Source organism: Kitasatospora sp. NPDC101108 (assembly GCF_055584725.1).
In genome coordinates, this window is record NZ_JBVJLM010000008.1 from 41,228 (window position 1) to 64,203 (window position 22,976).

The window sequence follows — 22,976 nt, forward strand, 5'->3', positions numbered from 1 at the left end:
GAAGATGGCACAGGCGTCCGGTCCGCGGCCGGGCCACCACCCTCATGGCCGTGCCGCGGAGGTCGCCTCGAACCTTGGTGCCGGAGAGCCACACCGCAGCGCCGCGCGTCGGCGGGCCGGCACGGAGTCGTCACGAAGGCGTACACAGCGTCGGACAGCACCGTCCGTACGCCGCAACCCGACAGGAGCGGATCGCATGCCCATCGCAACTCCCGAGGTCTACAACGAGATGCTCGACCGGGCCAAGGCGGGCAAGTTCGCCTACCCGGCCATCAACGTCACCTCGTCGCAGACCCTGCACGCCGCGCTGCGCGGTTTCGCCGAGGCCGAGAGCGACGGCATCATCCAGATCTCGACCGGTGGCGCGGAGTTCCTGGGCGGCCAGCACAACAAGGACATGGTGACCGGCGCCGTCGCGCTCGCCGAGTTCGCCCACATCGTCGCCGCCAAGTACGACATCACCGTCGCGCTGCACACCGACCACTGCCCGAAGGACAAGCTGGACGGCTACGTCCGCCCGCTGCTGGCGATCTCCGCCGAGCGCGTGGCCAAGGGCGAGAACCCGCTGTTCCAGTCGCACATGTGGGACGGCTCGGCCGAGACCCTCGCCGACAACCTGTCCATCGCCCAGGAGCTGCTGGCCCAGGCCGCCGCCGCCAAGATCATCCTTGAGGTCGAGATCACCCCGACCGGCGGCGAGGAGGACGGCGTCTCGCACGAGATCAACGACGAGCTGTACACCACCGTCAACGACGCCGTGCGCACCGCCGAGGCCCTGGGCCTGGGCGAGAAGGGCCGCTACCTGCTGGCCGCCTCCTTCGGCAACGTGCACGGCGTGTACAAGCCGGGCAACGTCGTCCTGAAGCCGGAGCTGCTGCGCGAGCTGCAGGACGCGATCGGCAAGCAGTACGGCAAGACCGACCCGTTCGACTTCGTCTTCCACGGCGGCTCGGGCTCCACCGCCGAGGAGATCGCCACCGCGCTGGAGAACGGCGTGGTGAAGATGAACCTGGACACCGACACCCAGTACGCCTTCACCCGCCCGGTGGCCGGCCACATGTTCGCCAACTACGACGGCGTGCTGAAGGTCGACGGCGAGGTCGGCAAGAAGAACACCTACGACCCGCGCACCTGGGGCAAGCTGGCCGAGGCCGGCATGGCCGCCCGCGTGGTCGAGGCCGCCGAGCAGCTGCGTTCGGCCGGCAAGCGCCTGAAGTGAGCCCGCTGACGCGAGCGTGAAACCGGTCGTGCCCCCGGCGGTCTCCCGCCGGGGGCACGGTCGTGTCCGGGTGGTTCGGTGGTTCCTACTGCTTGAGCTCGGCGTAGGCCTCCGCGCTGCTGTCCTTCAGGAACTGCCAGCAGCGGGCCTCCTCCTCGGTCTCCTTGATCGCGCCGGCCGCCCGGGCGAGCGCGGCCAGGCAGCGCAGGAAGCCGCGGTTGCCCCGGTGCTCCCACGGCACCGGCCCGTGGCCCTTCCAGCCGCTGCGGCGCAGCTGGTCGAGGCCCCGGTGGTAGCCGGTGCGGGCGTAGGCGTAGGACTCGACGTAGCGGCCCGCCGCGTAGGCGTCGTCGGCGAGCATGGCCCAGGCGAGGCAGAAGGCCGGGAAGTCGGCGGCCACCTGGGTCGGTGAGGCCGACTCCTCCGCCAGCATCCGGTAGGGCTGCTCGTCCTCCGGCAGGAGGGTCGGGTCGGGGCCGTCGAGAAGATTCTTGTGAATCGCCATGCAGTGCAGTCTGCCACCCGGGGCCCAGGGGTCAACCGCTGCATACCAGGTATGTAGACATTCACCCGTTCGCATGCCAGGGTGTCGCTCGTGCCCGCAGCCAGATCCGCCCGCAGGCGAACCGCTCCACGTGGGAACGTTCGCAACCCCCGTCGCCGCCGTTCACGCCGCCGGATCGGCCCTGGCATGCTCACGGCACTCATCGCTTCGGTGCTGCTGCTGGGCGTCGCCGCCTTCGCCCTGAACCGCCCGTCCGACGCCCCGGCCCCCGCCGCGACCGCCCAGGCCCGGGTCGCCCCGCCCGGCGAGCAGGCGCCGACGACGACTGCGGCTCCAGCCCCGTCCGCCACGCCGAGCGCGACCCCGACGACGGCCCCCACGCCGACGCCCACCGCGCCCGACCCCGGCCCCACCAAGGGCACCGGCACCTTCAGCATCGCCCCCGCCAACGCCAAGGCCATCGGCCGCGGCACCGTGCGCCGCTACCGGGTCGAGGTCGAGGACGGCATCGGCATCGACGCCGCCTCGGCCGCCGCGCAGATCCACGGCATCCTCGGCGACCGCCGCGGCTGGACCAACGACCGCAAGAACGCCTTCCAGCTGGTCGCGGGCGGCTCGTACGACTTCACCGTGAAGATCGCCTCCCCGGCCACCGTGGACAAGATCTGCGGCGCCTCCGGGCTGGACACCCATGGCGAGGTCAACTGCAACGTCGGCGACCAGGTGCTCGTCAACTCCAAGCGCTGGAACACCGGTTCACCGCAGTTCAGCGGCCCGCTGGACGAGTACCGGGCGCTGATCGTCAACCACGAGGTCGGTCACCGGATCGGCCACGGGCACGAGACCTGCCCCGGCCCCGGCAAGCCCGCGCCCGCGATGATGCAGCAGATCTACGGCCTCAAGGGCTGCGCGCCGAACGCCTGGCCGTACTCGGCGGACGGCACCTACCTGAGCGGCCCGGCGGTGCCGTAGCCGTCCCGCAGCCGTTCCGCAGCCCGCAGCCGTCCGGCAGTGCAACGGAGTTGAGACCGGAACGGCAACCCTCCGGCACGAACACGGCCTACCCTCCGATCATGACCGCTGCCCAACGCCTGAGAGTCACCGCCGCGTTCGCCGTCGCCGGGATCGCATTCGGCACCGCGGCGTGCTCGTCCTCGACCTCCACCGCCACCGGCGGCGGAGCGCTCTCCTACGACCGCGTCCGGTCGACGGCCCTGGACCTGTCCAAGAACAGGTCCAGCACCTGCCCGTTCGGCCTCGACCTCGCCAAGGCCGCCTCCGCGGCCGGGATCACCGGCGCCGTCGCCCCCGCCGTGACGGACGGAGGCTCCGTCACGGGCAACGCCGGGAACGGCGTCCCGGCCCAGCCCTGGCCTCCGGGAGACACCGGTCACCCGCCGACCATGACCGAGATACCGGCCACTCCCCCGAACGCCCAGATCACCTGCTCGTACACGGTCGGCGCGTCCACCGTCGACGTCGAGCTGCTGGCCGTGCCGAAGAACGACTACGGCATCAGCCTGCTGCTCCCCTCGGTCGCGCGTGCCGGGCTGCTCAGCGTGGACCAGCTCTCCCGGTTCTCCGCCGACCGGCCCGCCGTCGGGCAGACCAAGCTCACCCCGGGCGGGGGCACCGCCGCCGTCTCCCGGATCGCGCTGCACGGCGACGGGGACCTGGTGCTGATGCTCGACCAGAACACCACCGGCGGGGCGGCCCAGGACCCGGCCCTGGCCGGCGAACCGCTGCGCAAGGCCGCCGAAGCCCTGGCGGGGCAGCTCAAGGGCTAGCTCAAGGGCCAGCTCAAGGGCTAGTCGGCCGGCTCACGGACTAGCCCAGGACCGGAAGGTACTCCCCCAGGTCGCTGCGCTCCCCCGAGGCGGCCACCGCGTGGTCCGCCACCGCCGCCGCCCAGGGCACCCGGCCGGTGGCCAGCCGGATCCAGGTCAGCGGGTCGGTCTCGACCACGTTCGGCGGGGTGCCCCGGGTGTGCTTGGGCCCCGGGACGGCCTGGACGACCGCGTACGGCGGGATCCGCAGCTCGACCGCGCCGCCGGGCACCCGGTCGGCGAAGGCGTCGGCCAGCATCCGGGTGACGGCGGCGAGGGCCTGGCGGTCGTGCGGGAAGGCGTCCAGGCCCAGCGCGTCGGCCAGGTCGTCGGCGTGCACCACGGCCTCGACCAGCCTGGTCACCAGGTAGTCGGTCAGGAGCATCCGCCGACCGACCACGACGGCGGTCGGCTCCGGCTCCACCCCGGCAGGCCGGTCGAGCACGGCCCGCACGGCGTCGAGCGACCGGTCGAACGCGGCGGCCAGCTCCGCGGGCGGTCCCGCGAACCCGGTCGCCGCGTGCTCCGTCACCGCGCTGTCGACGGCCACGGCCATCGTCCTGCTCAACTCCGCGTAGCCGGCCAGCGAGAGCACCGGCCCGTCCGGCGCCGGGGCGTCCACCGCGACCGCCGGGTGGCCCAACGCCAGGCTCAGATGCGCCAGCAACTCCCGCACCCGCCAGGCGCCGAGCCGGGTCGGCCGCTCCAACTGGTCGGCGCTGAGGCCGTGGACGACGGCGCGGAGCGACTCGCTCTGGGCGGCCAGCGCCGCGCGGACCTTCTGCGGCTGGTACGTACGGGACTTGGGAGGCATGGGGCCCAACATACGCCGAGGGACGGACGGTTCCGGAGAACCGCCCGTCCCTCGAACCGCCGGTCAGGCCAGCAGGGCCTCGATGACGCCGGTGTGGGCGTCCTTCAGCTCGGCCAGCGAGACGGTGAACTGCCCCTGGACGTCCAGGGAGTCGCCGTCCACGACACCGATCCGGGTGGCCGGCAGGCCACGCGCGGTGCACATGTCGTTGAAGCGGAGCTCCTCGCTGCGCGGCACCGCCACGACGGCGCGGCCGGCCGACTCCGAGAACAGGAACACGAACGGGTCGATGCCCTCGGGCACGACGATCCGCGCGCCGTGGCCGCCCTTGAGGCAGCTCTCCACGAGCGCCTGGCCGAGGCCGCCGTCGGACAGGTCGTGCGCGGCGTCGATCATGCCGTCGCGCGAGGCCGAGATCAGGATCTCGCCGAGCAGCCGCTCGCGCTCCAGGTCCACCTTGGGCGGCAGGCCGCCGAGGTGGTCGTGGACGACCTGCGACCAGGCCGAGCCGCCGAGCTCGTCCGCCGTGTCGCCGAGCAGGTAGAGCAGCTGCCCCTCCTCGGCGAAGGCGACCGGGGTGCGCCGGGTGACGTCGTCGATGACGCCGAGCACCGCGACCACCGGGGTCGGGTGGATGGCGACCTCGCCGGTCTGGTTGTACAGCGAGACGTTGCCGCCGGTGACCGGGGTGCCGAGCACCAGGCAGGCGTCGGCCAGGCCGCGGGTCGCCTCGGCGAACTGCCACATCACGTCCGGGTCCTCGGGGGAGCCGAAGTTGAGGCAGTCGGAGACGGCGAGCGGCTTGGCACCGCCGGCCGCGACGTTGCGGTACGCCTCGGCCAGGGCCAGCTGGGCGCCGGTGTACGGGTCCAGCTTGGCGTAGCGGCCGTTGCCGTCGGTGGCGACCGAGACGCCGAGGTTGGTCTCGTCGTCGATCCGGATCATGCCCGAGTCCTCGCCGTGCGAGAGCACGGTGTTGCCGAGCACGTAGCGGTCGTACTGGTCGGTGATCCAGGACTTGGAGGCCTGGTTCGGGTGGCTCGCGACCTTCAGCAGGTCGGCCTTGAGGCCCTCGCCGGTGGTCGGGCGGGCCAGCCGCTCGGCGGTGGGGGCGTCGGCCTGCAGCGCGTCCTGCCAGCTCGGGCGGGCGTAGGGGCGCTGGTAGGTCGGGCCCTCGTGGGCGACGGTGCGCGGGGGCACGTCCACCACGAGCTCGCCGTGCCAGAAGATCTCCAGGCGCTCGCCGTCGGTGACCTCACCGATGACGTTGGCGATGACGTCCCACTTCTCGCAGATCTCCAGGAAGCGGGCGACCTTGTCGGGCTCGACGATCGCGCACATGCGCTCCTGCGACTCGCTCATGAGGATCTCCTCCGGCGAGAGCGTGTGGTCACGCAGGTGCACCGTGTCGAGGTCGATCCGCATGCCGCCGGAGCCGGCCGAGGCCAGCTCGCTGGTGGCGCAGGACAGGCCGGCGCCGCCGAGGTCCTGGATGCCCTTGACGAGCTTCTCCCGGAAGATCTCCAGGGTGCACTCGATCAGGAGCTTCTCCTGGAACGGGTCGCCGACCTGGACGGCCGGGCGCTTGGCCGGCTTGGTGTCGTCGAAGGTCTCGGAGGCCAGCACCGAGACGCCGCCGATGCCGTCGCCACCGGTGCGGGCCCCGTACAGGATGACCTTGTTGCCGGCGCCGGAGGCCTGCGCGAGGTGGATGTCCTCGTGCTTCATGACGCCCACGCACAGCGCGTTGACCAGCGGGTTGCCCTGGTAGCAGGAGTCGAAGACGACCTCGCCGCCGATGTTCGGCAGGCCCAGGCAGTTGCCGTAGCCGCCGATGCCCGCGACGATGCCGGGCAGCACGCGCCGGGTGTCCGGGTGGTCGGCCGCGCCGAAGCGCAGCGGGTCCATCACGGCGACCGGGCGGGCGCCCATCGCCAGGATGTCGCGCACGATGCCGCCGATGCCGGTGGCCGCGCCCTGGTAGGGCTCGATGTAGGACGGGTGGTTGTGCGACTCGACCTTGAAGGTCACCGCGTAGCCCTGGCCGACGTCGACCACACCGGCGTTCTCGCCGATGCCCACGAGCATCGCGTCCGAATCCGGCTTCTTCTCGCCGAACTGCTTCAGGTGGACCTTGCTGCTCTTGTACGAACAGTGCTCGGACCACATGACCGAGTACATCGCGAGTTCGGCGCCGGTCGGGCGGCGGCCGAGAATCTCCCGGATGCGCGCGTACTCGTCCTCCTTGAGGCCGAGTTCGGCCCACGGCTGGGCGGCGTCCGGGGTCTGCTCGGCGTTCTTGACGGTGTCGAGGCTCATCAGGCGTTCACCAGCTGCTTCAGTACGGAAGTGAAGAAGCCCAGGCCCTCGGTGGTCGGGCCGGTGAGCGGCTCCACGGCGTGCTCCGGGTGCGGCATCAGGCCGACGACATTGCCGGCGGCGTTGGTGATGCCGGCGATGTCGCGGTACGAACCGTTCGGGTTGACGTCCAGGTACCGGGCCACGACCCGGCCCTCCGCCTCCAGTTCGTCGAGGACGTGCGCGTCGGCGACGAAGCGGCCCTCGCCGTTCTTCAGCGGGACGACGATTTCCTGGCCGGCCGAGTAATCCCCGGTCCAGGCCGTCTCCGCGTTCTCGATGCGCAGCTTCTGGTCGCGGCAGACGAAGTGCAGCGAGTCGTTCCGGGTGAGCGCGCCGGGCAGCAGGTGCGATTCGCAGAGCACCTGGAAGCCGTTGCAGATACCCAGGACCGGCATTCCGAGCTTGGCCTGCTCGATGACGGTCTCCATCACCGGCGAGAAGCGGGAGATCGCGCCGCACCGCAGATAGTCGCCGTAACTGAATCCGCCCGGCAGGACGACGGCGTCGACCTGGTGGAGATCCTTGTCACGGTGCCAGAGGGCGACCGGCTCCGCGCCGGCCAGGCGGACCGCGCGCTGGGCGTCGCGGTCGTCGAGCGAGCCGGGGAAAGTGACGACGCCGACGCGGGTGGTCACTTCGCCGCCTCCTCGACACGGACGGTGAAGTCCTCGATCACGGTGTTGGCGAGAAAGGTCTCGGCGGCTTCGCGGATACGGGCGAGCGCGGCGTCGTCGACCGGGCCCTCCAGCTCCAGCTCGAAACGCTTGCCCTGGCGGACGTCGGCGATCCCGGTGAATCCGAGACGGGGCAGTGCGCGCTGCACCGCCTGTCCCTGGGGGTCGAGGATCTCCGGCTTGAGCATGACGTCGACTACGACGCGTGCCACTGGCACTCCCGGTGGTGTCTTCGGTGAGGCGGGGGAACTCCAGACTACCGGCCGTTCGGGGCAGGATTGCTGGCCGGTGATAGTGACGCGCGTAGACCCAGGACCCTTACGCCCCAAGGGATCCGGCGCCCCCGCCCCCCGCCCGGGCCGGCCCGTTTCCGCGGATTCGGGGCACCGAACGGCGACCCCGGGAGAACACCCGAATACGGCACTTGGGGACAGAACCGCCCGTCCCGCTCACCGGTATCCGGCAGTCCCGCAAGACTCGTGAATATCCGGAAAAGAATGCCGGACTCTTCGATTTCGACCCCCTTCGGGTGCAGAATAGGGCCACCTGTCGCGGCAAGTGCTGCGTATCCGGCGGGCCACCAGGCCTGCCCGTGTGCGCTTGCGCGAGTTGGTGCACATCAGGCCACGCGGCACACTCCGTGAACCGGCGGCCGAATTGCCCGAGAGGATTGACACCCATGGCTCAGCGTGTAGTTGTCACGCTCTCCGACGACCTGGACGGCGGCGCCGCCGCGGAAACCGTCCACTTCGGCGTCGACGGGAAGTCGTACGAGATCGACCTGTCCGTGGACAACGCGGAAAAGCTGCGGGAGGCCCTCGCCCCGTTCGTCGCGGCCGGCCGGCGCCAGAGCCGCACCGGGAAGTCCTTCCGCCGCACCGCGCTCACCCCGGACCCGGCCGCCGTGCGCGCCTGGGCCCTGTCGCGCGGCATGGAACTGCCGGCCCGCGGCCGGATCCCCAAGCACGTGTACGAGGCGTTCGCCGAGGCGAACTGACCCCGTCGGGGCACCGCCCCCGGTCGCCCTGCCCGCCCGGACCGAAAGGGTGGGGCGACCACCCCGAACGATGCTGTAGAGTATTCCTCGTCGCCGCAACGGAGAGATCCGAAGAGGCGGCGGGTGCCCCACCAGGCACCCTGCGGACGTGGCTCAGTTGGTAGAGCATCACCTTGCCAAGGTGAGGGTCGCGAGTTCGAATCTCGTCGTCCGCTCGCAGTGCGCGAGCACAGCACAACTCAATAGTTTGACCCTGCGGACGTGGCTCAGTTGGTAGAGCATCACCTTGCCAAGGTGAGGGTCGCGAGTTCGAATCTCGTCGTCCGCTCCAGAGCGAAGGCCCCCTCGATCGAGGGGGCCTTCGACGTATTCCGGTCCCCCTCGCATTCCCCCCATGACATTTGTCATCGCCGACCCGTGGATCCGCACCGCCGGCCGGTGACGGCGCGCACTGCCCGCGCGGCCGGGGCGCCGGGAGGCTTGGGGCATGGAAACGAGCAAGCCCGGTCGTCCCGGCCGGAACGTGATCGAGGTCACCGACCTGCACCGGCACTACGGCACCGGTGCCACCGAGTACCACGCCGTCCGCGGCGTCGACCTGACCGTCGGCCGCGGCGAACTGTTCGCCCTGCTCGGCACCAACGGCGCCGGAAAGACCTCCACCATGGAGGTCATCGAGGGCCTGGCCGCGCCCAGCGGCGGCACCGTCCGGGTGCTCGGCCACGACCCCTTCACGGAGCGCGCCGCCGTCCGGCCGCGGATCGGCGTCATGCTCCAGGAGGGCGGCTTCCCCGGCGAGCTCACCGCCGCCGAGACCGGCCGGGCCTGGGCCGGGGTGACCAGCGGCGCCCGCCCGGTCGCGGAGGCGCTGGAGCTGGTCGGCCTCGGCCACCGGGCCGGCGTCCGGGTCAAGCAGCTGTCCGGCGGCGAACGGCGCCGGCTCGACCTCGCGATGGCCCTACTCGGTCGCCCCGAGGTGCTCTTCCTGGACGAGCCCAGCACCGGCCTCGACCCGGAGGCGCGCACCGCCGTCTGGCGCCTGGTCCGCGAGCTGCGCGCCCAGGGCACCACGGTGCTGCTCACCACCCACTACCTGGAGGAGGCCGAGGAGCTCGCCGACCGGCTGGCCATCATGCACGGCGGGCAGGTCGTCACCAGCGGCACCGTCGCCGAGGTGATCGCCGGACGGCCCTCCCGGATCACCTTCGAGCTCCCGGAGTTCACCGGGGCCGCGCTGCCCGTCCTGCCCGCGGCCGAGGTCAGCGTCGACGGCCGCAAGGTCACCGTGCAGAGCGTCGGCCTCCAGGACACCCTCACCGACCTGCTCGGCTGGGCCCGGCACCACGGGATCGCGCTCGGCGCCCTGGACGCCCGCAGCGCCTCGCTGGAGGAGGCCTTCCTCGCCATCGCCTCCGAGGCCGCCCAGCAGGCCCCGCCCCAGGCCCCCGCCGCCGACCGTCCCGCCCGCCGCCGCCTGATCGGATCCGCCCGATGACCACCGCCGCCCCCACCGCCGACCCGGCCGCCGCCCCCACCGCCGTCGCCGGCCCGCCGAGCACCACCGCCCGCCGGCTGCTCGCCCTCGGCCGGGCCGAGGCCACCCTGCTGCTGCGCAACCGCGCCGCGCTGTTCACCGCCGTGGTGCTGCCGGTGGTGCTGATCAGCACCCTCCACGGGCTGCTCAAGAAGCAGTCCGAGGACAACCCCGGGCTGGACGTCCACTCGCTGCTGGTCTACGGCTCGGTCGGGATGGTCCTGGCCTTCGTCGTGTACTACAACCTGACCGCCGCGTACGTGGGGCGGCGCGGCGAACTGGTGCTCAAGCGGCTGCGCACCGGCGAGGCCAAGGACCTGGAGATCCTGCTCGGCACCGCCGTCCCCTCTCTCGTCCTCGGGCTGTTCATGGCCGCCCTGATCGGGATCGGCGGCAGCGTCGGCCTGCACCTGGCCGTCCCGGTCAACCCGGTGCTGATGCTGGTCGGCCTGCTGATGCTGCTGGCCACCATGATCGCCCTGGCCGCGCTGTCCAGTGCCTTCACCAGGACCGTGGAGAGCGCGGGCATCACCACCCTGCCCGTCATGCTGGTCATGCAGTGCGGCTCCGGCCTGTACTTCCCGCTGGAGGCCATGCCCTCGCAGCTGGCCGACGTCTGCCGCCTGCTGCCGACCACCCCGGCCTTCCAGCTGCTCCGCGTCGGCTGGTTCGGCACCGACGGCTCCGCCGCCGCGACCGACTTCCTCGGCAGCTGGGGCGCCGCCGCCCCGCACCTGGTCACCGGCGCCGTCTGGCTCGGTCTGGCGGTCTGGGGCGCGGTGCGCTACTTCCGCTGGGAGCCGCGCCGCTGACCCCGGCGGATTCCCCCGAGACCCACCCCGTACGTCCTCTGATATGAAGGCAGCGACACGCACGTGATCAAACGGGGAGCACATCGATGGTCCGGGGGCCGATCCGGCGCTGGAGGGGCTACGGCAAGCCGCAGCGCGCCGAGCTCTACTTCCGCTGGTCGCTCTACATGGTGGCGTGGATCATGCTGCCGGTAGCCCTGCTGGCCACCGCCTCCAGCGTGAAGGTCCAGGGCGCGACCACCGCCGCACAGGTCGGCCTGGTCCTGTCCCTCGCCTCCGTCCTGGTCACCCTGCGGGCGTACCGCACCTCGCTCGACCACTACCTGGGACGACCCAGCCCGTACCGGCGCTGGCTGATCATCAGCGCCGTGCTGACCGTGGCCGGTTCATGGACCGTCCTGCTGCTCGGCCCGGCCTCCGACGGGCTCGCGCCCCACCCGGGCGCGCCGTTCACCTCGGTCATCGCCGCCGCCCTGATCGGCGCCACCGCAGGCCCCACGGGGGTGGGCCTGCGGTGGCGGTGGGCCTTCCTCTCCGGAACCGCCCTCGTGCTCCTGATCGCCCCGGCGATGCTGCTGGCCGGAGCCGGCTTCGCCACCACCTCGGGATGGCTGATCGGCGCGGTCATCGGCACGGTCCTCATGGTGGCCAGCTGCCGCAGCTTCGCCTGGGTCACCGCGGTGGTCTGGGAACTGGACGCCGCCCGTGAGGCGCAGTCCCGGCTGGCCGTCGCCGAGGAGCGGCTGCGCTTCTCCCGCGACCTGCACGACGTGATGGGCCGCAACCTCACCACCATCGCGCTGAAGAGCGAACTCGCCGTCCAGCTCGCCCGGCGGGAGCGCCCGGAGGCGGCCGAGCAGATGGCCGAGGTGCAGCGGATCGCCCAGGAGTCGCAGCGCGAGGTCCGGGACGTCATCCGCGGCTACCGCACCGCCGACCTGCACGCCGAGGCGATCGGCGCCCGCGCGGTGCTGCGTGCCGCCGACATCCACTGCGAGATCGACCTCGGTGAGGAGCCCGACCGGCTGCCGCCGCAGGTGCAGTCGGTGCTCGGCTGGGTGATCCGCGAATCCACCACCAACGTGCTGCGGCACAGCGAGGCCGCCCGCTGTCTGATCCGGCTGCGGCAGGAGAACGGCCGGGCGGTACTGGAGCTGGAGAACGACGGGGTGCCCGCCGTCCCGCTCCCCTCCCAGGGCGGCGGCACCGGGCTGCACGGCCTGCGCGAGCGGCTGGCCGCCCACGACGGGGAGCTGACCGTCCCGACCACCGCACCCGGTACCTTCCGGATGCTCGCCACCGTCCCGCTGCCGGGCTGAGAGAGGCCTTCCGATGACCGAGAACACCGCGCCCGTCCGCGTCCTGCTCGCCGACGACGAGCACCTGATCCGCGGTGCGCTGGCCGCGCTGCTCTCGCTGGAGGACGACATCGAGGTGGTCGCCCAGGCCGGTTCCGGCCCGGAGGCGCTGGCGATGGCCCGGGCGCACCGGCCGGACATCGCGGTGCTGGACCTGCAGATGCCCGGGAAGGACGGCATCGGGGTGGCCACCGAGCTGCGCCGGCTGCTGCCGGACTGCCGCTGCATGATCGTCACCGGCCACGGCCGGCCCGGCTACCTGAAGCGGGCGCTGGAGGTCGGGGTCCGGGGCTTCCTGCCGAAGACCGTCTCGGCGGCCGACCTGGCCGGCATCATCCGCACCGTGCGCTCCGGCGGCCGGTACGTGGACCCGGAGCTGGCGGCGGACGCGATCAGCGCCGGGGAGACCCCGCTGACCCCGCGCGAGACGGACGTCCTGGAGCTGGCCGCGGACGGCACCCCGATCGCGGAGATCGCCGAGCGGGCCGCGCTCTCCCAGGGCACCGTGCGCAACTACCTGTCCTCGGCGGCCACCAAGCTGGGCGCGGAGAACCGGCACGCGGCGGTGCGGATCGCCCGCGAGCACGGGTGGATCTAGGCCCTGTCGCTCGCGGGCGTCACGCGTACGGCTCAGACCCAGGTGGTGCCGGTCAGCCGCTCGTAGACCTCGATGTACTTGGCGCGGGTCCGCTCCACCACCTCGGCCGGGAGCTCCGGCGGCGGCTGCTCGCTGTAGCGGTCCCAGCCGGAGGCCGGGGAGACCAGCCAGTCGCGGATCAGCTGCTTGTCGAAGGAGGCCTGCGAGCGGCCCGGCTCGTAGTCGTCGGCCGGCCAGTAGCGGGAGGAGTCCGGGGTGAGCACCTCGTCGCCGATCACCAGCTCGCCGTCCAGCAGGCCGAACTCGAACTTGGTGTCGGCCAGGATGATGCCGCGGTCGCGGGCGATGTCCCGGGCCCGGGCGTAGACGTCCAGGGTGGTGCGGCGCACCTGGGCGGCCAGCTCGGCGCCGATCCGGCGGGCGGTCTCCTCGTAGGGGACGTTCTCGTCGTGCTCGCCGACCTCGGCCTTGAGGGCCGGGGTGTAGATCGGGGCGGGCAGCTCGGAGCTGTTCTCCAGGCCCTCCGGCAGGGCGACGCCGCAGACCGTGCGGCTCTCCCGGTACTCGGTCAGGCCGGAGCCGGCCAGGTAGCCGCGGGCGACCGCCTCGACCGGGATCATGTCCAGGCTCTTGCAGACCAGCGTGCGGCCCTTCCAGTCGGCGGGGGCGCCGGCCGGGACCTCGGTGGAGATCACGTGGTTGGGGACGATGTCGGCGATCCGCTCGAACCACCACAGCGAGAGCTGGGTGAGCACCCGGCCCTTGTCCGGGATCTCGTTCGGCAGCACCCAGTCGTGGGCGGACATCCGGTCACTGGCGACCATCACCAGCTCGCCCGATCCGGTGCGGTACAGGTCGCGCACCTTGCCGGTGTGCAGGTGGACCAGGCCGGGTACCTGAACCGGCTCGGGCTTGGTGACAAATCCGCTCAAGGTGTCTCAGTCCTCAGGGGTCGTTCACGGGCGTGGAGCACCGCGAAAGGGGAGGTCACTGCCCCTGCAGTCTTTCACGCCGCCCGGGCCCCGGTTCCTGCGGGCGTCGGGGGCCTCAGTTCTTGCAGAGCCGGTCCAGCAGGTTGGCGGTGGCCCGCTGGACCCGTTCGTCGGTGAGGCCGGGGCGGCCGAGGGCGGGCGACCAGGCGAAGGTGCCGGCCGCGAAGACGTACGCGCCGCTGGGCGCCCGGTAGAGCGAGGTCTCCTGGTAGCGGGTGCGGCCGGCCAGGTCCTGGTACGGCGAGTGGGCCAGCAGCACCCGCTCGGTGTGCTCGGGCAGCGCGACCTTCGGGTAGTACCGGTCGGCCTCCCCCGCCACCAGGCCGGGCAGTTCGTCGCCCTCCTGCAGCCCGGTGCCGTCCCAGAGCCAGTGCGCGGTGTGCCGGGCGACCAGCGGGACGGGCGCGGCGACCCGGCCCGAGTACTGCACTCCGAGCAGGTGCTGCTCGGGCTCGCCGGCGTCCCGCCACAGCGCGCTGGCCGCGCCGGGCACCCCGGCGGCCGGACTGCCGGGGCCGGGCTTCTGCCGCTTGCGGCAGTTCAGCAGCCGGTTGGGCTCGCCGGAGGCGGCGGCGGTCAGCTCGACCCGCCAGTACATGGTGTTGGCGGACAGGAAGACCAGCGAGGTGCCGCCGTCCCGGGCCCGCTCGACGGCCCGGCGCATCGGCTCGGACCAGTACTCGTCGTGGCCGGGGAAGACCAGTGCCCGGTGCTCGGTCGGGTCCACCTGGCCGGCGTGCAGGTCGGTGGCCGTGGCGTAGGAGAGGTCGTAGCCGTAGCGCTCGGCCCAGCGGATGAAGTCGTAGGCGTGGCCGACGTGCAGCGGCAGCCCGGCGGTGGCGTGCGGTCGGTCGAAGGAGACCGTGACGGCCGCCTCGGACTCGCCGACCAGACCGCCCAGGCCGTCCCAGGCGTGGTAGAGGCTGGCGCCCGTGCGGCCGTCCTCGGGGAACAGGTTGTACGCCTGCCAGGTCACGTCCGGGAGCACCAGGAGCAGCTCGGCGGTGTGTCCGTGGTCGGCGAAGTCCCGTACGGTGAAAGGGATGTGGCTGCGGTGCAGCATGTCCGCGGTGGTCAGCACGGCGACGTAGGCGCCGGGCTTCCAGTGCAGCGGGACCTGCAGCCGCCAGGAGTGCCACCAGTGGTGGCAGGAGACCGTCCGCTCGACCACCAGCGGGGCGGGCTGGGCCAGCCCGGCGATCAGCGGACTGGACGTCATGTGGCGGGCGCCGTCGCCGCCGTAGTGGCCGATCCGGTAGACGTCCACGGTGAACTCGCGGGGCGGGTTGACGGTGACCCGGAAGTCGACCGAACCGCCGGGGCGGATCACCCCGGCCGAGGCGAAGCCCTTGATCTGCTGGTCCACGTCGTTGGAACTCTGCGGGGTGCCGACCGGCGGCTTGGGCCGCACGCCCGCCGACAGCGGCTGCTGGCCGGGCGCGTCCACCGAGACGTACCAGGGCACGGCGCCCTCGGCCCCGGCCAGGTACTGGTCGGGGCTGCGCAGCCAGGGCAGCGGGCCCTGGCCGAAGGGGTCGGAGACGCTGTAAGCGTGCGTGCCCGACTCCCAGCGGCGGTTGAGTTCGGTCCCCACGCGCCCCTCCCAGGTGCACTTCCGTCCGGTTGGCACGTGCCCCCCGGATGTGCGTGCGGTCTAATACACCACACAGTGCTGGCGCCCCGTCACCCCACGGTAGCAATTGGTGCCGGGAATCTCGCGCGCCTCCGGGACAGGGCCTCCGGCCTGCGGAGACGGCCGGAGGCCCGGGCTCCCGGGGGCGCGTGCCGGGCCGTCGAGCGCCGCCCGGAGGCACGGTGACTCACGGGGCGTCAGAGGCGTACGGGTTTCTCCAGCCGGACTTCCGCGGCGTCCAGCCAGGCGCGCAGCGGGCCGTCCTGGCCCTGCTCCACGGCCTGGGCGACCGGGGCGGCCAGGTCGGTGCGGCGGACCCCGCCGAGCAGCAGCACCGGGCCGTCCAGCCAGTCCAGGCCAGGGGCGCCGCCGGCGGTGTCCACGGCGGCACAGCAGACCATCGCGGTGACGTGGTCGACCAGCAGGTCGCGGCCGGTGCGGTCGGGTTCGAGCAGGGGGGCCGGGGCGGTGGTGCGGGCGAGCTGGGCGGCCAGGGCGGCGGCCAGCTGTTCGCCATCGCCCTCGGCGAGCCGGGCCAGCAGCCGGGTCAGGGTCGGGGCACCCGGGCGGGCCTGGGGGGCCAGCCGGTCCAGCGCGGTCTGCAGGGCGGCGGCCCGGGCCCGCCAGCCGGCGTCCACCACCTCGGCCGGGTAGTCGGCCCACTCCAGCTCGTGCCAGACGCCGGCCGCCGGACGGCCGAAGAACAGGTCGGCGGCGAGCCGGGAGACCGCCCGGTCGACCGTGCCGGGCTCCTCCAGCAGGTCGCAGGCGGGGCGGTCGCCGAGCCGGCTGCCGTAGCCGTCGGCGGCCAGCCGGTCGCGGCGGGACAGCTCGGTGAGCGCGGCGACCACGCCGGCGTTCAGGTGCGCGGGATGGCGGCCGAGCCGCCAGGCGGGCAGCGCGACCCGGGTGAGCAGCCGGTCCCAGCCGGCGTAGGCCAGGCCGACCTGCTCCTGGGCGGCGATCCGCAGGCCGTAGTCGACCGTCCTGGCCTGCTCGGAGGCCCAGCTCGCGACGGACCGCTCCAGTTCGGCGGAGTGTCCGCGGCAGGCGCCCAGCAGCCGGCGGGTGATCCGCCGGGCGATCCGGTCGGCCGGCCCGGCCGGGCCGCGGCGCGGTGGGGCGGGCGGGGCGGCCAGAGTGGCGCCGCCGAGCCCGGGGGCCGCGCCCGGTCCGGAGTCCAGGCAGGCGTCCAGGCCGCGCAGGAAGCGGCGGGCGGCGGCGATCTCCGGGTCCGCGGAGGCGGCGGTGCCGGCCACCACGGGGGCGAGCAGGGCGCGCAGTTCACCGGAGCGCATCCACCAGAGGAAGGGCGATCCGATCACCAGCACCGGCGCGGGCCCCGCGGGGTGCGGACGCAGGGCGCGGGGGCGCCGCGGCGGCGGGACGTCCTCCAGCCAGCTGTCGCAGTCCGGGGTGAGGGCCACCGCGGAGGGTGCCGGGACGTCCAGCCGGTCGGCCAGCTCGTCGATCAGCCGGTACAGCTCGGGGGCGGCGGCGCGCTCGACCGGAACGGCGGGGGTCTGCGGCGGGACGGCCCGGCGCAGGGCGCGGGTGGTCAGCCCGGCCACCAGCAGGGTGACCGCGGCGAGGACGCAGACCACCCAGCGGGCGGCGTCCCACCCGGCGGCGTCGGAGGATCCGGCGGCCCCGATCCGGCCGGTGAACCGGCCGGCCAGCAGGACCACCGCGACGGCGGCGGGCAGCACTGCGGCGGCCAGGGCGAGGCCCCGGATCCGCAGGACCGCTTGGGCGTGAGCGCGCGCGGTGTCGACGGCCATACGGTGCGGCACCCCCTTCGGAGCCCTCGGGCGCCCGCCTACGGGCCCTGAGCCGACTCGAAACGATCAGTTCCGACCGGGAAGCGGAGGCATCCGATCCCCGGCAGTGCATGCTGTGTGGCGCTACTGACATTTTCGACGCCCCGGTCCGGGCGGGTGTTCCGGATCGCCCCGGTTTCCACTCGTCCCGGTGACGCCGCCGGGTCGTCCCGATGACGCCGCCCGGTCGTCCCGGGACCGGTCCGGTGCGAAGCACCGGGCGACCGCCCGGCCGATCGCCGTCCAGCATCCCCCCGCGGACACGCCGCTACCCGGCGGCGACCCCGGCGCACGACCCCGCCGCACTGCGATCCAGCGCACCATAAGGCCGGGCGCCCGGTTGCGTCAGCCGGATGCGGTTGCTGTCACCCGATGGGCTGGAATCCGGCCGCCGAACGGTGCGTCGGCCCGCGGAACCGCTCCCGCCCCGGAAACGCCGGGGGCGCTGCGCCCTGCGGGTTGTTTCCGCACCCCTCGGGGGCCCGCTCGCCTCCGGGGCGCTCCTGACCCGGTGCCGACGGTGCGCAGCGGCCCCCGTGCGAGCGGTTCGCACGGGGGCCGCGGGGGGCGTGGGTGCCTCAGGCGGTGGCCGCCTTCAGCGCGATGTCGGTGCGGTGCTGGCCGCCCTTGAGCGAGATCCGCTCCACGGCCGCGTACGCGCGGTCGCGCGCCTCGGCCAGGTCGGCGCCGGTCGCGGTGACCGACAGGACACGGCCGCCGGCGCTGAGCACCCGGCCGTTCTCGTCCGCCTTCGTCCCGGCGTGCAGCACGTACGCGGTGCCGTCCGCCTCGGCCTCGGCCAGGCCCTCGATCGGGTCGCCGGTGCGCGGTGCGGCCGGGTAGCCCTCGGAGGCGACGACCACGGTGACGGCCGCGCCCTCGTCCCAGCGCAGCGGCTCCACCTGGTCCAGGGTGCCGGTGGCGGAGGCCAGCAGGACGCCGGCCAGCGGGGTGCGCAGCCGGGCCAGCACGACCTGGGTCTCCGGGTCGCCGAAGCGGGCGTTGAACTCGATCACCCGGGTGCCGCGGGAGGTGAGCGCCAGGCCCGCGTACAGCAGGCCGGAGAACTCGGTGCCGCGGCGGCGCAGCTCGTCCACGGTCGGCTGCAGGACGGTGTCCAGGACCTCCTGGACCAGCCCGGCCGGCGCCCACGGCAGCGGCGAGTAGGCACCCATGCCGCCGGTGTTGGGGCCCTCGTCGCCGTCCAGGGCGCGCTTGAAGTCCTGCGCGGGCTGCAGCGGCAGCACGGTGGTGCCGTCGGTGATCGCGAACAGCGAGACCTCGGGGCCGTCCAGGTACTCCTCGATGACCACGCGCTCGCAGGAGGCGGCGTGCGCCAGCGCGGCCGCGCGGTCGGAGGTGACCACGACGCCCTTGCCGGCCGCCAGGCCGTCGTCCTTGACCACGTAGGGGGCGCCGAAGGCGTCCAGCGCCTCGGCGGCCTCCTCCGGGGTGGTGCAGACGTAGGAGCGGGCGGTGGGCACACCGGCGCCGGCCATCACGTCCTTGGCGAAGGCCTTCGAGCCCTCCAGCTGCGCGGCCGCGCCGGAGGGGCCGAAGACCGGGATGCCGGCGGCGCGCACGGCGTCGGCGACACCGGCCACCAGCGGGGCCTCGGGGCCGACCACCACCAGGTCGGCGCCGAGCTTCGCGGCCAGGTCGGTGACCTGGGCACCGTCCAGCTGGTCGACCGGGTGGACCGTCGCCACCTGGGCGATCCCGGCGTTGCCCGGGGCACAGTGCAACTCGGTCACGGAGGGATCTTGGGACAGGGAGCGGCACAGGGCGTGTTCGCGGGCGCCGCCGCCGATGACGAGGACCTTCACGCCAGCAGCGTAGTCGGTGGCCTGTTCCGGCCGCTCTCCGGTACCGCCGGATCCTCGTCGGATCCTCCAGGAGAAGCGGTCCGTACGCCGACCGCCTCGGAGGATCCTCCAAGAACGGCGGACCCGTGCGCGCGGCCGGTGTCCGGGTCAGGACGGCGGGTCACCGGGGCCTCGCTCGGACGGGTGAAATCTCGCCGCCCCCCGCAACCCTCCCACCTCGGGTTCCGATGGCCGAAACCGGTAACGATCAGCGGGGAAGCGCCCCCATGGTCAGCCATTTGGCGGTAAGAAGTGCTGTTGGAGAACCACCGGCAGACGTCATGTCAGCCGATGCGCCGACAGACCCAGCCGCCCGCCCGCACAGGGAGCCCCACAGGTGAGCCAGCCGGAAATGCAGCCCGAGGAGAGTGCCTGGGGCAAGGAGATCGGCGAGGAGGACCAGCCCGCCGCAGCCGTGGCCCCACGGCCCTCCACCCGCTACCGGGCCGATCTGAGCACCCGACAGTTCCCGCTCGGGGACTGGGGCGAGCCCGCCGAACGGCTGGAGGAGCTCTACCGCTGGTCCGAGGAGCGGGCGGTCGAGGCCATCGAGTGGTACCGCCGGGACCGGATCTGGAAGCGCCGCTGGGCACGCCTGCTGCGCTTCGGGTCGGCCGGCTTCGCGGTGGGCGGGGTGACCGCCCCGCTGGTCGACCTGACCGGCGCGCTCGCCCACGGCACCAGCTGGGGCTACGTCGGCCTGGCGCTCTCCGCCGCCTGCTACGGCGCCGACCGGGTCTTCGGGCTCACCTCCGGCTGGATGCGGGACATCTCCACCGCCCAGGCGCTGCAACGCCGGCTGGAGGCCTTCCAGTTCGACTGGGCCTCGGAGTGCGTGCGCGAGGTGCTCGGTCCGACCGAGGGCACCGCGGGCGAGGCCGCCGAGCGCTGCCTGGGCGTGCTGCGCCGGTTCTGCGAGGACGTCTCGGACATGGTCCGCACCGAGACCTCGGAGTGGATGCTGGAGTTCCGCGCGTCGATGACCCAGCTGCCCACCCAGTCCGCGGGGGCGTGGGGCGGGCGCACCGAGCCCGGGGTGGGCGCTCAGGTCCGGGTGCTGCCGCCGCCCGGGACCAGGCCCACCATGCCGCGCCAGCGGCCGCCGGAGGGCCCGCTGCGGTAGGGCCCACTGCGGTAGGGGCCGCTGCGGTAGGGGCCCGGGACGGCGCTACGCGAAGACGATCATGGAGCCCTGGCTGACGCTCCTGGTCGCCGCCGCGTACAGGCCCGACCAGGCGTGCCGTTCCCGGGCGAAGGGGTGCAGGTCGTCGATCGGCGGCCCGAAGGGCTGCTCCAGGCCGGTCGGGCCGAGCGGCCTGGTCGGGTTCGGCGGGTTGAGCGGGTCGAGGCCCAGTGCCGGTGCCACGGCCTGCAGTTCGCGCAGCAGCCCGTGGCTAGAGCCGAGCGGACCGCCGGAGGCGAGCAGCACCTCGTCGACCAGCGGGGTCTGGAACTCGATCGGCACGTACGCGCCGGCGTGGTCGAAGTGCCAGACCAGGTGGGACTGTTCGGCGCTGCTCTCGAACATCTCCAGCAGCTGCTCGTAGTCGCCGCCGAGCGAGTCGACCGGGGTGATGTCCAGTCCGGTGAGGCCCAACAGGTAGGCGCGGCGCAGGAAGTGCAGCGAGTCGTAGTCGAAGGCGGCTATCGGCTCGACCGCTCCGCTCAGCCCGGGGACGAACTGGTAGACCGGCACCTCGGGCAGCCCGCGCGAGGTCAGCACCGCGTTGTAGAGCGCGAGGTCGTCCCGGAAGGGGTTGTCGGGGCTGTGGCTCAGCACGTCCACCAGCGGGACGAGCCAGAGGTCGCAGGCCATGGCCGGCAGTTCCTCTCCGGACGGCGGGATCGCCCGCGGGGGCGGGGCGACGACGGGGGCGGAGTCGGTACCCGGAGGGCCCCTACGGGGCACCCGGTTCGACGACCGCCCACCCTACCGGCCCGGGGCCGGATGCGGATCGGGCCGTCCCTGCGGAGCCTCGGGGGGCGGCTCGGACAGCCGCCGGCCGAACCGGGTGTGCGGCATCCAGCGCGGTTGCGGCACCAGGCCGAGGCCCAGGCCCAGTTCGCGGCCCAGCTCCCGGGCGGCCTCGTCGCCCCGGCCGGGCCGTCCGGGACGGGACCCGCCGGGCTCGGGACGGAACCCGGGCCCGGGCTCGGACGCGGGCCCGACAGTGGGTCCGACCCCGGTCCCGGACACCGACCGGGCCGGCCACGGCGGCGCCGGCGGCGGCTCGACCGGGACGGGCAGCGGCTCCCCCTCGGCCGCCTCGGTGAGCAGCCCGAGCACCGTCACCGACTCCAGCGGCTCCCCGGTCAGCCCGGCCAGCAGCCGGGCGGTGGACAGGTTGTACTCGCAGACGATCCGGTGCGCACCCACCAGGTCGTGGGCCCCGATCGCGTCGACCAGGTCCGCGTGGCGGTCCCAGCACACCCCGGCCAGGGCGGGCATCGCGCGCAGGTAGGGAGCGGCGAACATCCAGGACTGCACCCGCAGCCAGTCCAGGTAGTCCCCGATCCGGCGGTTGCCGAGCAGGGCGGAGACCTCCTGCCAGAACCGGCGGTCGCAGCCCACCATCACGTCCAGGTTCCCGGCCCGGGCGGCCCGCACCGCCGCGTCGGCCCGGCGGCGCAGCGAGGGCAACCGGGTGAGGTCGGGCAGCGCCCGGCGGGCGGAGAACTGGCGGTAGAAGCTGTCGGTGAGGAGCACCCGGGCCTCGAAGATCTCCAGGAAGTCCTCCCAGCACAGCTCCGGCACGGTGAAGCCCCGGTGGTGCTCGGTCCGCAGCAGCCCCTGCGCGCCGAGGTCGACCAGCGCCTCGCGGGCCGGGGTCGCGGAGACGCCGTACAGCTCGGCGATCTCCTTGACGGTGAAGTTGCGGCCCGCCTCCAGCCGGCCGGCCATCATCTCCTCGCGCAGCGCGCCGGCGATCTGCTCGCGCAGGCTGTTGCGGTGGATGACCGGGCGGGGGGTGTCGCCGGCGCCGGTGCCGGACATGCGCGCGACCTCCTCGGGCAGGCCGCCGTGCCGACCCGCGACGGACCGGCCGACCGGCGGCAGGGAACACGACAAGTGCTCATCTTCTCAAACCGGCCCGGAGCAGGTCCGAACCAACCCTCCCGGAACGAGGGGCCGCCGGACAGGCCCTAACGCTGGACGGGTGCCGGAATGCCGAGCAGGCGGTCGCGCAGCACCGGGAAGTCCTCGCGCGCCCGGCCCACCTCGGCCGGGTCGAACTCCACGGTCAGCACCTCCTCCGCCGCCCCCGCCTCGGCCAGCACCCGGCCCCACGGGTCCACCACCACGCTGTACCCGGCCTGCTCGACCCCCGCGTGCGTCCCGGCGGTGTTGCAGGCCAGCACGAAGGCCTGCTCCTCCAGCGCCCGGGCCCGGGCCAGCAGCGTCCAGTGCTCGCGCCGTTTGGCCGGCCAGGCCGCCGGGACGACCAGCAGCTGGGCGCCGGCGTCCAGCAGCGCCCGGAACAGCTCCGGGAAGCGCAGGTCGTAGCAGGTGGCCAGGCCCAGGGTGCCGAACTCGGTGGACGCCGTGACGATCTCCTGCCCGGCGCCCATCACCACCGCCTCACCGCTGTCGAAGCCGAAGCGGTGGATCTTGCGGTAGGTGTGCACCAGCTCGCCGTCCGGGGCGAACACCATCGAGGTGTTGTAGATCGGGCCGTCCGGGTCGCGTTCGACGATCGAACCGGCGTGCAGCCAGACCCCGGCCGCCCGGGCGGCCGACGCCATGGCGTCCGAGGTGGGCCCGTCCAGCGCCTCGGCGCCGTCCGACCAGAGGTCGTGGGCGAAGCCGCCGAGCGGCCACAGCTCCGGCAGCACCACCAGGTCGGCGCCCTGCTGCGCCCGTACCAGCGACGCCGCCCGGGCCCGCCGTTCGGCGGGCGGCTCGGCGTCGGAGACCGCGAGTTGGATCAATGAAGCGCGCACAGTACCACCGTCCACGGCAAGAGACC

21 protein-coding genes and 2 tRNA genes are annotated in these 22,976 nt (G+C 73.5%); 11 read left to right on the forward strand and 12 right to left on the reverse strand.

All coding sequences use genetic code 11. The features are described from left to right. The first annotated feature begins 196 nt into the window (after positions 1–196). Positions 197–1,219, forward strand: a complete 1,023-nt coding sequence (gene fbaA / locus ACZ6Z8_RS19025; RefSeq protein ID WP_030278348.1) for a class II fructose-bisphosphate aldolase — start codon at positions 197–199, stop codon at positions 1,217–1,219. An 85-nt stretch (positions 1,220–1,304) separates the two neighbouring features. Here fbaA and ACZ6Z8_RS19030 read toward each other — a convergent pair whose 3' ends face one another. Then, on the reverse strand, positions 1,305–1,724 hold the full coding sequence (locus ACZ6Z8_RS19030) for a DUF3151 domain-containing protein (protein WP_465611208.1): 420 nt from the start codon (positions 1,722–1,724) through the stop codon (positions 1,305–1,307). 186 nt (positions 1,725–1,910) lie between these two features. Here ACZ6Z8_RS19030 and ACZ6Z8_RS19035 point away from each other — a divergent pair, with 186 nt between their 5' ends. Then, the gene (locus tag ACZ6Z8_RS19035) at positions 1,911–2,696 is read left to right on the forward strand and encodes a DUF3152 domain-containing protein (protein ID WP_465611210.1); all 786 of its coding nucleotides are present in this window, start codon (positions 1,911–1,913) and stop codon (positions 2,694–2,696) included. 101 nt (positions 2,697–2,797) lie between these two features. Beyond that, positions 2,798–3,511, forward strand: coding sequence for a hypothetical protein (locus ACZ6Z8_RS19040; protein ID WP_465611212.1), 714 nt, complete (start codon positions 2,798–2,800; stop codon positions 3,509–3,511). A gap of 40 nt (positions 3,512–3,551) precedes the next feature. On the opposite strand, the gene ACZ6Z8_RS19045 is transcribed toward ACZ6Z8_RS19040, so the two are convergent. The 4 genes from ACZ6Z8_RS19045 to purS all read right to left on the reverse strand — a co-directional run bounded on the left by ACZ6Z8_RS19045 (position 3,552) and on the right by purS (position 7,611). Continuing rightward, positions 3,552–4,364 carry a maleylpyruvate isomerase family mycothiol-dependent enzyme gene (locus ACZ6Z8_RS19045; protein ID WP_465611214.1) on the reverse strand — a complete coding sequence of 271 codons (813 nt, stop codon included), beginning with the start codon at positions 4,362–4,364 and terminating at the stop codon, positions 3,552–3,554. A gap of 63 nt (positions 4,365–4,427) precedes the next feature. Then, positions 4,428–6,683: a phosphoribosylformylglycinamidine synthase subunit PurL gene (gene purL / locus ACZ6Z8_RS19050; RefSeq protein ID WP_465611216.1), complete on the reverse strand. Its 2,256-nt coding sequence runs from the start codon at positions 6,681–6,683 to the stop codon at positions 4,428–4,430. Next, positions 6,683–7,360: a phosphoribosylformylglycinamidine synthase subunit PurQ gene (gene purQ, locus ACZ6Z8_RS19055; protein WP_465611218.1), complete on the reverse strand. Its 678-nt coding sequence runs from the start codon at positions 7,358–7,360 to the stop codon at positions 6,683–6,685. The genes purL and purQ overlap by 1 nt, the downstream gene beginning before the upstream one ends. Then, the gene (gene purS, locus ACZ6Z8_RS19060; protein WP_030278336.1) at positions 7,357–7,611 is read right to left on the reverse strand and encodes a phosphoribosylformylglycinamidine synthase subunit PurS; all 255 of its coding nucleotides are present in this window, start codon (positions 7,609–7,611) and stop codon (positions 7,357–7,359) included. The genes purQ and purS overlap by 4 nt, the downstream gene beginning before the upstream one ends. 467 nt (positions 7,612–8,078) lie before the next feature. Between purS and ACZ6Z8_RS19065 the strand changes: the two genes are divergently transcribed. The 7 genes from ACZ6Z8_RS19065 to ACZ6Z8_RS19095 all read left to right on the forward strand — a co-directional run bounded on the left by ACZ6Z8_RS19065 (position 8,079) and on the right by ACZ6Z8_RS19095 (position 12,698). After that, complete coding sequence (locus ACZ6Z8_RS19065; RefSeq protein ID WP_030056585.1) at positions 8,079–8,396, forward strand: histone-like nucleoid-structuring protein Lsr2; 318 nt, start codon at positions 8,079–8,081, stop codon at positions 8,394–8,396. Positions 8,397–8,538: 142 nt separating this feature from the next. Further along, positions 8,539–8,611 (forward strand) — tRNA-Gly (locus tag ACZ6Z8_RS19070). Positions 8,612–8,651: 40 nt separating this feature from the next. Next, positions 8,652–8,727, forward strand: a tRNA-Gly gene (locus ACZ6Z8_RS19075). 156 nt (positions 8,728–8,883) lie between these two features. Further along, entirely contained in the window at positions 8,884–9,891 is a 1,008-nt protein-coding gene (locus ACZ6Z8_RS19080) for an ABC transporter ATP-binding protein (RefSeq protein ID WP_465611220.1), read from the forward strand. Beyond that, positions 9,888–10,742, forward strand: coding sequence for an ABC transporter permease (locus ACZ6Z8_RS19085; protein ID WP_465611222.1), 855 nt, complete (start codon positions 9,888–9,890; stop codon positions 10,740–10,742). Before ACZ6Z8_RS19080 ends, ACZ6Z8_RS19085 begins: the two co-directional genes overlap by 4 nt. Positions 10,743–10,828: 86 nt before the next feature. Further along, positions 10,829–12,061, forward strand: coding sequence for a sensor histidine kinase (locus ACZ6Z8_RS19090; RefSeq protein ID WP_465611223.1), 1,233 nt, complete (start codon positions 10,829–10,831; stop codon positions 12,059–12,061). A gap of 13 nt (positions 12,062–12,074) precedes the next feature. Beyond that, positions 12,075–12,698, forward strand: a complete 624-nt coding sequence (locus tag ACZ6Z8_RS19095) for a response regulator (protein WP_465611224.1) — start codon at positions 12,075–12,077, stop codon at positions 12,696–12,698. 32 nt (positions 12,699–12,730) lie between these two features. On the opposite strand, the gene ACZ6Z8_RS19100 is transcribed toward ACZ6Z8_RS19095, so the two are convergent. From ACZ6Z8_RS19100 to purD, 4 genes are all read right to left on the reverse strand, one after another. Further along, positions 12,731–13,630 carry a phosphoribosylaminoimidazolesuccinocarboxamide synthase gene (locus ACZ6Z8_RS19100; protein ID WP_465611225.1) on the reverse strand — a complete coding sequence of 300 codons (900 nt, stop codon included), beginning with the start codon at positions 13,628–13,630 and terminating at the stop codon, positions 12,731–12,733. A gap of 115 nt (positions 13,631–13,745) precedes the next feature. Beyond that, positions 13,746–15,284 carry a N,N-dimethylformamidase beta subunit family domain-containing protein gene (locus ACZ6Z8_RS19105; protein ID WP_465611226.1) on the reverse strand — a complete coding sequence of 513 codons (1,539 nt, stop codon included), beginning with the start codon at positions 15,282–15,284 and terminating at the stop codon, positions 13,746–13,748. A 236-nt stretch (positions 15,285–15,520) separates the two neighbouring features. Further along, a complete protein-coding gene (locus ACZ6Z8_RS19110) occupies positions 15,521–17,104 on the reverse strand; it encodes a hypothetical protein (protein ID WP_465611227.1) in 1,584 nt (527 codons plus the stop codon). 617 nt (positions 17,105–17,721) lie between these two features. Next, positions 17,722–18,969, reverse strand: coding sequence for a phosphoribosylamine--glycine ligase (purD, locus tag ACZ6Z8_RS19115; RefSeq protein ID WP_465611228.1), 1,248 nt, complete (start codon positions 18,967–18,969; stop codon positions 17,722–17,724). A 376-nt stretch (positions 18,970–19,345) separates the two neighbouring features. On the opposite strand from purD, the gene ACZ6Z8_RS19120 reads away from it, so the two are divergent. Then, a complete protein-coding gene (locus ACZ6Z8_RS19120) occupies positions 19,346–20,131 on the forward strand; it encodes an SLATT domain-containing protein (protein WP_465611229.1) in 786 nt (261 codons plus the stop codon). A gap of 45 nt (positions 20,132–20,176) precedes the next feature. Here ACZ6Z8_RS19120 and ACZ6Z8_RS19125 read toward each other — a convergent pair whose 3' ends face one another. From ACZ6Z8_RS19125 to ACZ6Z8_RS19135, 3 genes are all read right to left on the reverse strand, one after another. Beyond that, entirely contained in the window at positions 20,177–20,824 is a 648-nt protein-coding gene (locus tag ACZ6Z8_RS19125) for a hypothetical protein (RefSeq protein WP_465611230.1), read from the reverse strand. Positions 20,825–20,938: 114 nt separating this feature from the next. After that, complete coding sequence (locus ACZ6Z8_RS19130) at positions 20,939–22,003, reverse strand: GntR family transcriptional regulator (protein ID WP_465611231.1); 1,065 nt, start codon at positions 22,001–22,003, stop codon at positions 20,939–20,941. Between the two features lie 149 nt (positions 22,004–22,152). Beyond that, the gene (locus tag ACZ6Z8_RS19135; protein ID WP_465611232.1) at positions 22,153–22,950 is read right to left on the reverse strand and encodes a carbon-nitrogen family hydrolase; all 798 of its coding nucleotides are present in this window, start codon (positions 22,948–22,950) and stop codon (positions 22,153–22,155) included. Positions 22,951–22,976: the final 26 nt, after the last annotated feature.

What these genes read in the sequence shown, in the direction of transcription:
- ACZ6Z8_RS19035 (WP_465611210.1), top strand. Translation starts at nt 1,911, where the DNA reads ATGCTCACGGCACTCATCGCTTCGGTGCTGCTGCTGGGCGTCGCCGCC.
- ACZ6Z8_RS19110 (WP_465611227.1), bottom strand. Translation starts at nt 17,104, where the DNA reads ATGGCCGTCGACACCGCGCGCGCTCACGCCCAAGCGGTCCTGCGGATC.
- ACZ6Z8_RS19095 (WP_465611224.1), top strand. Translation starts at nt 12,075, where the DNA reads ATGACCGAGAACACCGCGCCCGTCCGCGTCCTGCTCGCCGACGACGAG.
- purL (WP_465611216.1), bottom strand. Translation starts at nt 6,683, where the DNA reads ATGAGCCTCGACACCGTCAAGAACGCCGAGCAGACCCCGGACGCCGCC.
- ACZ6Z8_RS19065 (WP_030056585.1), top strand. Translation starts at nt 8,079, where the DNA reads ATGGCTCAGCGTGTAGTTGTCACGCTCTCCGACGACCTGGACGGCGGC.
- ACZ6Z8_RS19045 (WP_465611214.1), bottom strand. Translation starts at nt 4,364, where the DNA reads ATGCCTCCCAAGTCCCGTACGTACCAGCCGCAGAAGGTCCGCGCGGCG.
- ACZ6Z8_RS19030 (WP_465611208.1), bottom strand. Translation starts at nt 1,724, where the DNA reads ATGGCGATTCACAAGAATCTTCTCGACGGCCCCGACCCGACCCTCCTG.
- ACZ6Z8_RS19080 (WP_465611220.1), top strand. Translation starts at nt 8,884, where the DNA reads ATGGAAACGAGCAAGCCCGGTCGTCCCGGCCGGAACGTGATCGAGGTC.
- ACZ6Z8_RS19125 (WP_465611230.1), bottom strand. Translation starts at nt 20,824, where the DNA reads ATGGCCTGCGACCTCTGGCTCGTCCCGCTGGTGGACGTGCTGAGCCAC.
- ACZ6Z8_RS19040 (WP_465611212.1), top strand. Translation starts at nt 2,798, where the DNA reads ATGACCGCTGCCCAACGCCTGAGAGTCACCGCCGCGTTCGCCGTCGCC.
- ACZ6Z8_RS19090 (WP_465611223.1), top strand. Translation starts at nt 10,829, where the DNA reads ATGGTCCGGGGGCCGATCCGGCGCTGGAGGGGCTACGGCAAGCCGCAG.
- ACZ6Z8_RS19130 (WP_465611231.1), bottom strand. Translation starts at nt 22,003, where the DNA reads ATGTCCGGCACCGGCGCCGGCGACACCCCCCGCCCGGTCATCCACCGC.
- fbaA (WP_030278348.1), top strand. Translation starts at nt 197, where the DNA reads ATGCCCATCGCAACTCCCGAGGTCTACAACGAGATGCTCGACCGGGCC.
- ACZ6Z8_RS19085 (WP_465611222.1), top strand. Translation starts at nt 9,888, where the DNA reads ATGACCACCGCCGCCCCCACCGCCGACCCGGCCGCCGCCCCCACCGCC.